Source organism: Gramella sp. AN32 (assembly GCF_023718305.1).
Classification (GTDB): domain Bacteria; phylum Bacteroidota; class Bacteroidia; order Flavobacteriales; family Flavobacteriaceae; genus Christiangramia; species Christiangramia antarctica.
The window spans coordinates 190,682-202,408 of sequence record NZ_QEYO01000008.1; the positions used below are offsets into that span (position 1 = coordinate 190,682).

At 37.6% G+C, this 11,727-nt stretch carries 13 protein-coding genes; 10 read left to right on the plus strand and 3 right to left on the minus strand.

Annotated elements, in window-relative coordinates; genetic code table 11:
* The first annotated feature begins 1 nt into the window (after nucleotide 1).
* The 5 genes from DHD80_RS11235 to DHD80_RS11255 all read left to right on the plus strand — a co-directional run bounded on the left by DHD80_RS11235 (nucleotide 2) and on the right by DHD80_RS11255 (nucleotide 5,586).
* Nucleotides 2-751 carry a DUF4129 domain-containing protein gene (locus tag DHD80_RS11235; RefSeq protein ID WP_251741273.1) on the plus strand — a complete coding sequence of 250 codons (750 nt, stop codon included), beginning with the start codon at nucleotides 2-4 and terminating at the stop codon, nucleotides 749-751.
* Nucleotides 752-1,957 carry a DUF4350 domain-containing protein gene (locus DHD80_RS11240; RefSeq protein ID WP_251741274.1) on the plus strand — a complete coding sequence of 402 codons (1,206 nt, stop codon included), beginning with the start codon at nucleotides 752-754 and terminating at the stop codon, nucleotides 1,955-1,957. It abuts the gene before it with no gap.
* The gene (locus DHD80_RS11245; RefSeq protein ID WP_251741275.1) at nucleotides 1,938-2,942 is read left to right on the plus strand and encodes a MoxR family ATPase; all 1,005 of its coding nucleotides are present in this window, start codon (nucleotides 1,938-1,940) and stop codon (nucleotides 2,940-2,942) included. Before DHD80_RS11240 ends, DHD80_RS11245 begins: the two co-directional genes overlap by 20 nt.
* Nucleotides 2,942-4,273, plus strand: a complete 1,332-nt coding sequence (locus DHD80_RS11250; protein WP_251741276.1) for a DUF58 domain-containing protein — start codon at nucleotides 2,942-2,944, stop codon at nucleotides 4,271-4,273. Before DHD80_RS11245 ends, DHD80_RS11250 begins: the two co-directional genes overlap by 1 nt.
* 365 nt (nucleotides 4,274-4,638) lie before the next feature.
* Nucleotides 4,639-5,586 (plus strand): hydrogen peroxide-inducible genes activator, encoded by a 948-nt coding sequence (locus DHD80_RS11255; protein ID WP_251741277.1) that lies wholly within the window; start codon nucleotides 4,639-4,641, stop codon nucleotides 5,584-5,586.
* A 28-nt stretch (nucleotides 5,587-5,614) separates the two neighbouring features.
* On the opposite strand, the gene DHD80_RS11260 is transcribed toward DHD80_RS11255, so the two are convergent.
* From DHD80_RS11260 to DHD80_RS11270, 3 genes are all read right to left on the minus strand, one after another.
* The gene (locus tag DHD80_RS11260; RefSeq protein ID WP_251741278.1) at nucleotides 5,615-5,812 is read right to left on the minus strand and encodes a hypothetical protein; all 198 of its coding nucleotides are present in this window, start codon (nucleotides 5,810-5,812) and stop codon (nucleotides 5,615-5,617) included.
* 134 nt (nucleotides 5,813-5,946) lie between these two features.
* The gene (locus DHD80_RS11265; protein ID WP_251741279.1) at nucleotides 5,947-6,747 is read right to left on the minus strand and encodes a TIGR00266 family protein; all 801 of its coding nucleotides are present in this window, start codon (nucleotides 6,745-6,747) and stop codon (nucleotides 5,947-5,949) included.
* A 183-nt stretch (nucleotides 6,748-6,930) separates the two neighbouring features.
* Nucleotides 6,931-7,383 (minus strand): DUF4442 domain-containing protein, encoded by a 453-nt coding sequence (locus DHD80_RS11270; RefSeq protein ID WP_251741280.1) that lies wholly within the window; start codon nucleotides 7,381-7,383, stop codon nucleotides 6,931-6,933.
* Nucleotides 7,384-7,550: 167 nt separating this feature from the next.
* Here DHD80_RS11270 and DHD80_RS11275 point away from each other — a divergent pair, with 167 nt between their 5' ends.
* From DHD80_RS11275 to DHD80_RS11295, 5 genes are all read left to right on the plus strand, one after another.
* A complete protein-coding gene (locus tag DHD80_RS11275) occupies nucleotides 7,551-8,075 on the plus strand; it encodes a DUF4870 domain-containing protein (protein ID WP_251741281.1) in 525 nt (174 codons plus the stop codon).
* 80 nt (nucleotides 8,076-8,155) lie between these two features.
* Nucleotides 8,156-8,500: a PadR family transcriptional regulator gene (locus DHD80_RS11280; RefSeq protein ID WP_251741282.1), complete on the plus strand. Its 345-nt coding sequence runs from the start codon at nucleotides 8,156-8,158 to the stop codon at nucleotides 8,498-8,500.
* Nucleotides 8,493-10,271, plus strand: coding sequence for a PspC domain-containing protein (locus tag DHD80_RS11285; RefSeq protein ID WP_251741283.1), 1,779 nt, complete (start codon nucleotides 8,493-8,495; stop codon nucleotides 10,269-10,271). The genes DHD80_RS11280 and DHD80_RS11285 overlap by 8 nt, the downstream gene beginning before the upstream one ends.
* 2 nt (nucleotides 10,272-10,273) lie before the next feature.
* Nucleotides 10,274-10,432: a hypothetical protein gene (locus DHD80_RS11290; protein WP_251741284.1), complete on the plus strand. Its 159-nt coding sequence runs from the start codon at nucleotides 10,274-10,276 to the stop codon at nucleotides 10,430-10,432.
* Between the two features lie 67 nt (nucleotides 10,433-10,499).
* Entirely contained in the window at nucleotides 10,500-11,342 is an 843-nt protein-coding gene (locus DHD80_RS11295) for a DUF2807 domain-containing protein (RefSeq protein WP_251741285.1), read from the plus strand.
* Nucleotides 11,343-11,727 lie beyond the last annotated feature (385 nt).

Sequence of the window (11,727 nt, forward strand, 5' to 3'; positions counted from 1 at the left end):
TTTGAAGCAGCTGGTCCTTTATTTTTTTTTATTCATTTCAGGTGTTGGTATTTCCCAGAATACTGATTCTATTGCTGAACCAAAAAAGCTGATTTTTGATAAAACCGAGAACCTTGCACCTGCCGAATTTTCCGAAGAAAAAATCAAAGAATACCTTCAGGATGGGGAGCTGGTCTATAAAGAGGTGGAAGTGAAAGATAACTGGTGGACGCGTTTTAAACGCTGGGTAAATATGCAGTGGAACCGTTTTCAAAGTTGGCTTTTTGGAGATTATGAGCCCATTGCATTTGTAAAATTTCTAATCGCCGTGCTACCTTATCTTCTGATTTTTCTACTGTTGGTTTTCATAATCTGGCTTTTTAATAAACTTAATCCGGGTTCTAAAATTTTGAATCAGCAAAAGCGCAGTGAAGTTTTTATTTCTAAAGAAGAAGAATTGGTGAAGCATGAAGACCTTCCTAATCTCATAAAACAGGCGATCGAAAATGGCCAATTTCGGGAAGCGGTTCGTTATTATTATCTCAATGAGCTTCGAAAACTTGATCGATTAAAATTGATCGATTACCAGTTTCAAAAGACCAATCGGGATTATGCCGGCGAAATTTTAAAACCGGAATTAAAAAAACAATTTATCGAGATCACCCGCTGGTATGAATACATTTGGTACGGTAGTTTTGAGGTGACCGAAAAGGATTTTCAAATCGCTTTAAAAGGTTTTGAAAAAATGGATCAAAATTTAAGCAACCTGTAAATGAACAAAACCTATAAAATAGCATTTGGTTTGTTCTTGTTACTGGTAATTTCACTGGTCTACCTGGAAGCTTCAGAACCTGAACCTTTAAACTGGAACCCCAGCTACACTTCTTCTGATAAAATTCCTTTAGGTGCATACGTATTTTATGATCTTTATAAAGATCAGAATTCCGAAGAATTTCAGGAAGTGAAAATTCCACCTTATGAATTTTTGCAGGATTCAAGCCTTGCCGGCACATACTTTTTTCTGAATGATTATGTGGCCTACGATAAAGATGAATTAGATGACCTGTTGGAGTGGGTTTCCAGAGGAAATGATCTTTTTATCTCCGCATATCATTTTGGATCGCTGCTTCAGGATACCTTAAAAATATCCATGGAAAGCACCATTGTTGCTGAAGATGGGTTTACTTCGAGACCTTCAGTGAATCTGGTAAATCCCGCTTTAAAATTCACCGAAAACCTGTTATTTGATCAGGATTTGCCCGGGGTTTATTTTTCAGAAATCGATACTTTAAACCAAACCATTCTGGGAACTGCCAGCTTTTCCGCAGAAAAAGAAGAAGTGAATTTCATCAAAACCCAGTTTGGTGAGGGTACTATTTATTTACATGCCACACCCCAGGCGTTCAGTAATTATTTTCTATTAAAAGAGGGGCATCCAAAATATGCAGCCAGGGTTTTAAGCTATGTAAAACAAAAACCTATTTTTTGGGACGCTTACTATAAGTCCGGGAAAAGTTATTTCACCTCTCCCTTATTTATTTTGCTGAATAACCGTGCCTTAAAATGGGCTTATTATTTTGTGCTCATCGCTTCCGGAATTTTTATATTATTTGAAGGGAAACGGAAACAACGTGCCATTCCTGTGGTGGAACCTTTACAGAACAAGTCTTACGATTTTATAGATACGGTTTCAAATTTATACCTTGAGGAAAAGAAATTTTCAGATTTGGGGAATAAAAAAATTCAGTTATTTCAGGAATATATCCGTACCCAGTATCGAATAAATCTGGACGAAAATGATGATCAGGGATTAAAAGATCTTGCTACGAAAAGTGAAAATTCTTATGAAGATACCAAAGCATTATTCATATATATTTCAAGGTTTCAAAATAAAAATATAAACTCCAAAACAGAATTTTTAGAGTTAACTCAAAAAATCAATTCATACAAGCTAAAGAATGGAAAATCAGGAAAATAGCAATCAGGAAAATCATTTAAATTTTACAAATAGAATTCCGCTGGATGCTTTAAAAAATTCAGTAGAAGAATTAAAGGAACAATTGTCCCAGGTGATCATTGGCCAGGAGAATTTTGTGGAATTGCTTATCGTTGGATTGCTTTCAAACGGTCATGTTCTTATTGAAGGTGTGCCCGGGATTGCCAAAACCATCACCGCTAAATTATTTGCGAAATGTCTGGAAACAGATTTTAGCAGAATTCAATTTACGCCAGATCTTATGCCCAGTGATGTGTTGGGAACTTCTATATTCAATGCAAAAACTGCCGATTTTGAATTCAGGCCCGGGCCCATTTTTTCAAATATTATCCTGATTGATGAAATAAATCGTGCCCCGGCGAAAACACAGGCCGCATTATTTGAAGTGATGGAGGAAAGACAGGTGACTATCGATGGCAACATGCATAAAATGCCGCCGCCTTTCATGGTTTTGGCCACACAAAATCCTATTGAGCAGGAAGGCACCTATGCCCTGCCCGAAGCTCAACTCGACCGATTTTTATTTAAAATTGAAGTGGGTTATCCAAAAATGGAAGATGAAGTGAAAATTTTAAAAAGCCATCATGAACGCAAGGGTAAATTGCCCGAAGCTGAAATAAAGCCGGTCTTGAGCCCCGCGCAATTACAGGAATTAAAAGACCAGATCTATGAAATTCGTGTAGAAGAAAAACTGCTCAATTATATCGCTGAAATTATTCATAAAACCAGGAACCACCCGCATCTTTATTTAGGTGCCAGCCCCAGAGCGTCAATTGCGGTAATGAATGCCGCCAAATCTTTTGCGGCGATCAACGGGCGGGATTTTGTGATCCCTGAAGACATTAAGAATTCCCTAAAACCGGTACTGGCGCATCGTATTATCCTCGCGCCAGATCGTGAAATGGAAGGTATGACCACGGCAAGCGTGGTAGAAATGATCTCGCAATCTGTTGAAATTCCACGATAGTGATAAAATTTATTCGATCCTTATATTTTGGCAGGCGCTTTTATTATATCCTTTTTGGGATAGCATTGCTGTTTTTAGCTTCCTTCTGGATTGAATGGATGTATAGCATCACGTGGATCTTAACTGCAATAGTTTGCATTTTGGTGCTTGCTGAAATTTCAATGTTGTACTCCAAATCTGCAATTACCGGAAACCGCCTTTTACCTGAAAAATTTTCAAATTCTGATGAAAATGAAGTTCGTATCACCATTAAAAATAACTTCAGGTTTAAGCTTTTTATAGAAGTGATCGATGAGATCCCGATTCAATTTCAGAAAAGGGATTTTCTGAAGAAATTTCTTATTCCCGCCCATAGTTCTGAAGTTTTCAATTATTATCTAAAACCTTATGACCGTGGAGAATATTATTTTGGAAACCTCAACATTTTCGCAACCAGCATCCTAAAACTGGTAAGAAGAAGGTTTGTTTTCAATAAGGATCAGTTGGTAAAAGTGTATCCCTCTTTTATCCAAATGCGAAAACTCGACTTCCTGGCCCTGGATCAAAAAATTTCCATGCCCGGAATAAAAAAGATCAGAAGGATTGGCCATACCATGGAATTTGAACAGATCAAAGATTATGTTCGTGGGGACGATGTGCGCACGATTAACTGGAAAGCGACAGCAAAACATGGAAATTTGATGATCAACCAGTTTCAGGATGAGCGCGCCCAGCCGGTTTACTCGATCATAGATTCCGGTAGGGTGATGAAAATGCCTTTTGAAGGGCTTAGCCTGCTGGATTATGCCATTAACAGTGCGTTGGCATTCTCTAACGTAGCGCTGAGAAAAAAGGATAAAATTGGCCTTGTTTCATTTTCAAAGGAAATTGAAGTTTTGCAAAAAGCCAGTTCCAGGTTGAGTCAGCTTAATAAACTTATGGAAAATCTGTACAATATTAATACAGACTATGAGGACAGTGATTTTGGTATGCTCTACGGAAGAATGCGCAAAATGATCCCGCATCGTAGTCTCATCATGCTTTACACTAATTTTGAACATCTTTCCGGATTAAAGCGGCAACTCCCCTATTTAAAGGCAATCGCGAAAAGCCATTTACTGGTGGTTATCTTTTTTGAAAATACTGAAGTTTCTAAAATAACCAATATACAGATAGCTTCTGTAGCTGAAGGCGCCCGCCAAACGCTTGCAGAACAATTTATGCACGATAAACTCCTGATGCAAAAAGAATTGCAGCAAAACGGCATCAACACCCTGCTTACAAAACCAAAGGACCTTAGCGTGAACGCGATCAATAAATACCTTGAAATCAAAGCACGCGGACTTATTTAAAATACAATTCAGCTTTCATTATGGGCAATTCAGTGAGATCTTTTTATAATCTGGAACACTACTACATTTGATAAAAATCAAAATGTTTTCCGTTAAAGCACCTAACAGGTAAATCATGACTAAAAACTGTCACAGCGAGCATTTCGACTTCGCTCAAACAGGCTCAAGTCGAGACGTTTTTGTTTGACCTTTCGACTGCGCTAAGGTGACAAAAACTTATGTTAGGTGTCTAAACATATAAGCATAAATCAAAAAATCCTTTAACGGTCAAAACGTTAATCAGAAGGTTTTTTCATAGATAAAAACAACTTAAAATTTAATTTTAATAGAAAAAACTAATAAATTTGTTTCTCAAATATTAGATTATGACCATTACCCAACTTCACTACGTGCTTGCCGTAGCTGAACATAAAAATTTCACCAGAGCCGCCCAGAAAGTTTTTGTTACCCAGCCTACACTAAGTATGCAAATACAAAAACTGGAAGAAGAATTGGAAATCACTATTTTCGACCGAACCAAAAAACCCATTCAGTTAACTGAAGTTGGTGAAAAGATCGTAAAACAGGCCAGGAATATTGTAAATGAAAGCGACCGGATCAAGGATATTGTAGATCAACAAAAAGGATTTATTGGAGGTGTTTTTCGTCTTGGAGTCATTCCTACAGTGATGCCAACCTTATTACCCATGTTTATTGGGAATTTTCTGAAAAAATATCCGAAAGTAAAACTTAAAATTGAAGAATTACATACTGAAGCCATTCTGGAAAAACTAAAAGAAGGGCACTTAGACGCAGCGATTGCCGCAACGCCTTTAGAAGTTGAAAGTATAAAAGAAACCGCTTTATATTATGAACCTTTTGTTGCTTATATCCCTGATAATAATCCTCTCAGTAAACTTAGTAAGATTGAAGTAGACGATCTTAATATTGATGATATGCTTTTATTGGAAGACGGTCATTGCTTTAAAGACGGAATTCTAAACCTTTGCAAATCATCCCGGGAATATGATACAGACCAGTTACAGCTTGAAAGCGGAAGTTTCGAAACTTTGGTAAAACTAGCGAATGAAGGATTGGGTATGACCCTTCTTCCCTACTTACATACCCTGGATCTTAAAGAACCTGAAAAGTCTAAATTAAGGATGTTTAAAGATCCTGTCCCGGCCAGGGAAGTAAGCCTAATTTATAACCGCAGTGAATTAAAAATCCAGATTATTGAAGCCCTGCGTTCTACTATTGCAGGGGTAGTGAAGGGTGCTATAGCTTTTCAGAATGTAAAGATCATTAGCCCTATCAATAAGAATAAAGAATAAAAAGAAAGCGGCCATCAGGCCGCTGTTCTTATGTGTTTAAAATTGTTAAACATTTATTTAAATCGGGATTCTGTTTGATCAAAGAGAAAATCCAAACCTTTAATTCCTCTATTTCATGAGGAAGTAATCTTTGAATAGCCTTTTTAACTTCTTTACAGAACAAGTTTGCATCAAAACTCACTTTGTCAAGTATCGTCTTGGTGTATTCAAACATCGCTCTCGCCATAATTTGAAATTTTAGGTTAGCACTAAATTGATAATAATGAGTAATTTTCAGATATAGGCGTTAAATATTTTTATGGTATCCCTAAGTTAGGGAAAATAATTAAACACTTCTTAAAAAAAAGAATTTTAACAGGGTTAAAATCTGTTATCACCATCTAAAATATCACCTAACCCTCCCAGTAAACTGCCTTCACCTTTATCTTTTCCCCCATGTTGTGGGGCTGCCTGGTGAATTCTACTGGCCAGGCGGCTAAATGGCAAAGATTGTATGTAAACCTCACCCGGTCCCGTAAGTGTGGCAAAAAATAATCCTTCACCCCCAAAAATTGTATTTCTTATTCCTCCCACAAATTCAATATCATAATCAACGGTTTGGGTAAACCCAATGATACAGCCCGTGTCTACTTTCAATTTTTCGCCAGGGGCCAGCTCCTTTCGGGCCATCGTTCCTCCGGCATGGACAAAGGCCATCCCATCACCTTCAACTTTTTGCATAATAAAGCCTTCACCTCCAAAAAATCCTCTCCCCAACTTTTTGCTGAATTCGATCCCAATAGAAACCCCTTTTGCAGCACAGAGAAACGCATCCTTCTGGCAAATAAATTTTCCATTGAATCTGGTTAGATCAATCGGAATAATTTTTCCGGGATATGGGCTGGCAAAACTTATACGCTTCTTTCCGGTAAGTTCATTTGAAAAAATGGTCATAAACAAACTTTCTCCCGTAAGCAATCTTTTACCCGCTCCCAGCACTTTACCCAAAAAACCTTCATCCTGCTTGGAACCATCCCCAAAAATAGTATCCATTTTAATCCCATTATCCATCATCATAAAATTCCCGGCTTCAGCAATAACGGCTTCATGTGGATCCAGTTCTATTTCGACGTATTGCATTTCTTCGCCGTAAATTTGATAATCTATTTCGTGTGCATTCATTTTTGTGTGGGTTTAAAGGTTTGTGAGTTTAAAGTTTAAAAGTTCTAAAGTTAAATGTTTTTTAGGTTGGGGGTTGCTATGTTTCAAGTTTACAGCTCTAAGTTCTAAGTTCTAAGTTTCAAATTATTCATTCTCAAATTGCCAAATTTTCAAATTGGTACATTGGTACATTGGTACATTAAATCACTTTCGTCTCACCGTCCATTCAAAATCAAAAAGAGAAACCTGTACCACTTCTTCATTCACTCCTACAGATTTCATCCAAAGCGTTACCCCTTCACCAGTTCTGATTGTTTCATGCACTGCTGCGGAAATTGCCTGCCCATCGTAACAATTAAAAGTAATCCTTCCGGTTGCTTTTTTTGAAAAAACCGATTTATTCTGGGCAACCAGCATAGAAATTTTTACATCGTGTTTTTGAATTTCGTTCATTACAAGGGCACCTGTACTCAATTCCGCCGCCATTGCCTGCACTGCGAAATACATTGAATTAAATGGATTCTGATTGATCCACCAATGCTTTACGGTGACTTCACACTGAGTTTTATCTATATGTTTCACCCTTACCCCACATAACCAGGCACTGGGAAGTTTTAGCATTAAAAAGGAATTTAATTTTGAGGGAGAAAGCTTCATAGGTCTTGTTGAATATGATTTATTAGCTAAAAGTACCAATAATCTCTAACTTCTTTAATCTTAATTTTTTGTTAAATTTTAGTACTTTGTTTTGCATAATACCTTCTTTTAGATATATATTTGCATAAGACTCTAATAGGTTATCTAATATCAATCAAAAATCAATCATGAATAATCATCAGGAAAACACCAATCAAAACACAACTTTTGCTGCCGCAATGCATCTATCGGTCTTTAGCAAATACTTTATTCCCTTTGGGAATTTCATTTTCCCCATGCTTCTATGGTTGGGAAGAAAGGAGGATCCGTTTATTGATCGCCACGGGCGAAATGCTTTGAATTTTCAGATAAGCACCTTTCTTTACATGGTCCTTATCATCTGCCTGGGAATCTTCGCCGCTTTGTTCTTCGGATTTAAATTTAGCCATAATGATAGCTTTTATTTTAATCAGGATCATGTGCGCTTTGATGAATTTTCCGCAGCATTTCCTTTTATCATGGTTATGATCATTGTAGGGCTGCTGCTTTTCGGGCTCTTTGTTTTAGAACTTTTTGCAGTCATCAATGCAGCCATCAAAGCGAGTGATGGGGAGGATTATAAATTTCCAATTACCATCAACTTTCTGGGGAGCCCGGATAAAAAATTAAATTCCGAAGAAAATAAATACGACTCCAATGTTGAAAGCATCTAAATATTTAAAAATATCATCACTAATCATCAATTTAATCAATCAAGAAATGAACAGTTTAATTCCACACAAAATCAAACACTATGAAGATTGAAAATACAAAGGCCCAAATGCGAAAGGGCGTACTGGAATATTGTATTCTTTCGGTGCTCCGGGATGAAGATGCCTACGTGGCAGAAATCCTGGAAACCTTAAAAGATGCAAAGTTGCTGGTGGTAGAAGGGACTATTTATCCTTTGCTTACCAGGCTTAAAAACGCGGGGCTTCTCAATTATCGCTGGGAAGAATCTACAAGTGGGCCACCAAGAAAATATTATGGCCTCACCGAAACTGGCAAAATATTCTTAAAAGAACTTACTGTAACCTGGGAAGAGTTACAAACCGCAGTAAATGTTGTAACCATACAAAAAAAGAAAAATCATGAATAAGACAGTTAATATAAATCTTGCTGGCATTTTCTTTCATATAGACGAAGATGCATATGCCAAACTTCAGCGATATCTGGATGCGGTTAGACGTTCATTTTCAAATACGCAGGGTCAGGACGAGATCATTGCAGATATTGAAGCACGAATTGCTGAATTATTTAATGAAAAGATCGCCAACAACCGTCAGGTCATCAGTATCAAGGAAGTAGAAGAAGTGATCACGATCATGGGACAACCTGAAGACTATATGCTGGACGAGGAAATTTTTGAAGACGAACCTGTTGGAAAAGGAGCTAAGGTTACCGGGAAACAATTGTACCGCGATACCGAACATGGCTACGTGGGCGGAGTTTCCGCAGGACTTGGTCATTATCTGGGAATAGAAAATATTTGGGTAAGAATCCTATGGGTTTTACTTACCATTTTTTCCAGTGGTGGATTTTTACTCATCTATATTGCTTTCTGGATTTTTGTTCCCGAAGCTAAAACCACTGCCGATAAACTGGCAATGCGCGGAGAGGAGGTAACCATCAGCAATATCGAAAGAAAGATACGTGAGGGTTTTCAGGAGGTTTCAGATAGTGTTAAAAGCGTAGACTATAAAAAATATGGTCAAAAAGCAAGTGAAGGTGCAAATTCAGCAGCTACTACTCTTGGGGACGTGATAAAATTCTTTCTGAAACTCATCGTTAAATTTATTGGAATCATCATCCTGTTATTTTCCGGAGCCATGCTTATAGCACTTTTCGTAGGCTTATTCGCCGTGGGAACTTTTGGAATTGTAGATGCACCCTGGACAGATTATATAGACATGGTGAATAGCGGGGCACCGTTATGGCTGATTTCTTTGCTTGCGTTTTTTGCGATCGGGATTCCATTCTTCTTCCTTTTTGTATTAGGATTAAAAATTCTGGTTAAAAATCTTAAATCTCTTGGTAGGATTGCCTTAATGACCTTATTGGGACTGTGGATCTTATCTATGATTGGATTATCTATTATTGGAATAAACCAGGCGACCCAAAGAGCATTTGACGGGGAGGTTCTGGTGAACGAGGCATTGCCTGTAACACCAGCAGACACCTTATACATACGAATGCGGCATAATCCTGAATATACTGGGAGGACCTGGAGAAGTTCAAATTTCAGAATTGCCGGGGACGATAATAACAAAAGGCTACTTGTTGGGAACGATGTGCGTTTGATCGTGAAATCTACCCATGATACTGTAGGGAGAATAGAAATTTTAAAAACTTCAGAAGGGAAAAATTATGAGGAGGCAAGAAGCAGGGCTAAAAATGTAAAATATGAAACTAGTTTTGTAGGGAATGAATTATTACTGAATAGTTATTTTACTACTGAAGCCAAGAATAAATATCGCGAGCAGGAAGTTCAGGTTACGGTATATGTCCCTGAGGGGATGACGCTTTTTGCTGATGAGAACACTAACTCGTTCCACAGAAATACCGATCATTATGGTGATATTCTGAATTATGGGATGGAGGAACATTACCTCATTGTTGGTGGGGATGAAGCGATTTGCGAAGACTGTCCTGAAGAAACCTTTGAAGATAGTTTCGAAGATTCTGATGAATGGGATGATGACAATAATGCTGAGCCTGAAGATGACTGGGATACTTCAGATGATTTCAATACCAGTGTGAAAGATGAGAAAATACAACCACAACAGAATGATTCTGTATCTCAGTTGAAATCGCAAAAAATAAACACTACGACACCAGCAGATAGCAACGGTGTTCGAACAAATAATTAATTATGGGAGCATTAATCAATCTTATCATCAGCCTAATCATGGGCGCAACATTTGGGAATGAAATAGAAGAAGCAGTAAATACTGCCCAGTTTCAATCTCTTGAGCCACCAACTGAGATCTTTCAGAAACTTGAAAATCGGCAGGAAATATTGTACACCTAATCAACCTAAAAAAAGAAAAGCTTCCAATTGGAGGCTTTTTTTATCTTTATAGCTAGATATCAAGACTATGATAAAAAAATTACTCCTAATCTTCCTATTTTTCACGATAGCCTGTCCCGCTCAAAATAAAATAAAAGGAAGTAGAAATGTTTCTACAGAAAAGACAAGGTTAAACTCCTTTCATTCCATCGAAATCTCCGGTGAATTTGAAGTGGGTATAAAAAATGGCCGAAATAACCAGTTGGAGGTAAAGGCAGATGATAACCTTCATGAATATATTGAGTCTGAAATTAAAAATGGAACGCTTTATATTAAAGCTAAAAAAGAGTTTAACCGCACCAAATCCCTGGAAATTGAGATCACTTATACTGATACCTTAAGGTTTATCAGTATTTCAGACAAAGTAGAACTGGCTTCGTTGGAAGATTTGAAAGTGAATGAGTTCCAACTCGAAACAAGAGATGATTCTAAAGCTTTTATCACCTTAAAAGCCAATTCATTCAACCTGATCAATCTCGATGGTGCCAAAAATGAACTGAATGTTACTGCAAATGAAACTTATTTTCAGCTAAACGGAAATTCAAATGTAGAAGCACTGGTAAATTCCCCTATTTTCAGAGTTGAAATTTTAGATAAAGCCGGGGCACAAATTGAAGGTGATATAGAAGAATTTGATCTAAAAGCCAATGGAAATTCAAATTTTCAGGGTGATAACTTAACCTGTATCAAAGCGATTGTCGTAGCTGCGGAAAAAAGTGATGTAGAGGTAAATGCAAAGGAAACTTTGGAACTTTCAGCAAAAGATAATAGTAAGGTAGAAATTTATAACAATCCGCAAATCAAACTTATCCAATTTACGGAGGAAGCGGTTATTTCAAAAAAGGAATTTAAAAAAGGCCTTTTTCAATAAAAAATTTCTTAAACTGACTATCCCCGAGGCAAGCCGTAGGGGTACCAGCCTGCCGGCTGGCAGGTTTCACCCCCCGAGAGCCATCGGGGTTATTTTGGCCTTTGGGCAAAAACCGTCCCGAAAGCTATCGGGATTATATTTCCCCTCACCCAGTCCCGAAAGCTTTCGGGAGCGAAAAAGCAGTTCCGACCTCTCCCTGGGGAGAGATGAAGAGGAGACCCCGACGCAAAAGCCTCGGGAAATTATTTAGATTAAATTTTTTGAGTTAGTCATTTAAGTTCTGTAACTTAGTATCAACAAAACGGCTATTATGGAAGATTTTAAAGGGCAGAGTATACTAAACTTTATAAAAGAACTGCCAAATGATGATGCTTGCAAGGCATAT

Bases quoted from the DNA above. Each gene is read 5' to 3' on its own strand.
- DHD80_RS11240 (WP_251741274.1), top strand. From the start codon at position 752: ATGAACAAAACCTATAAAATAGCATTTGGTTTGTTCTTGTTACTGGTA.
- DHD80_RS11295 (WP_251741285.1), top strand. From the start codon at position 10,500: ATGATAAAAAAATTACTCCTAATCTTCCTATTTTTCACGATAGCCTGT.
- DHD80_RS11265 (WP_251741279.1), bottom strand. From the start codon at position 6,747: ATGAATGCACACGAAATAGATTATCAAATTTACGGCGAAGAAATGCAA.
- DHD80_RS11285 (WP_251741283.1), top strand. From the start codon at position 8,493: ATGAATAAGACAGTTAATATAAATCTTGCTGGCATTTTCTTTCATATA.
- DHD80_RS11280 (WP_251741282.1), top strand. From the start codon at position 8,156: ATGAAGATTGAAAATACAAAGGCCCAAATGCGAAAGGGCGTACTGGAA.
- DHD80_RS11255 (WP_251741277.1), top strand. From the start codon at position 4,639: ATGACCATTACCCAACTTCACTACGTGCTTGCCGTAGCTGAACATAAA.
- DHD80_RS11290 (WP_251741284.1), top strand. From the start codon at position 10,274: ATGGGAGCATTAATCAATCTTATCATCAGCCTAATCATGGGCGCAACA.
- DHD80_RS11260 (WP_251741278.1), bottom strand. From the start codon at position 5,812: ATGGCGAGAGCGATGTTTGAATACACCAAGACGATACTTGACAAAGTG.
- DHD80_RS11245 (WP_251741275.1), top strand. From the start codon at position 1,938: ATGGAAAATCAGGAAAATAGCAATCAGGAAAATCATTTAAATTTTACA.
- DHD80_RS11275 (WP_251741281.1), top strand. From the start codon at position 7,551: ATGAATAATCATCAGGAAAACACCAATCAAAACACAACTTTTGCTGCC.
- DHD80_RS11270 (WP_251741280.1), bottom strand. From the start codon at position 7,383: ATGAAGCTTTCTCCCTCAAAATTAAATTCCTTTTTAATGCTAAAACTT.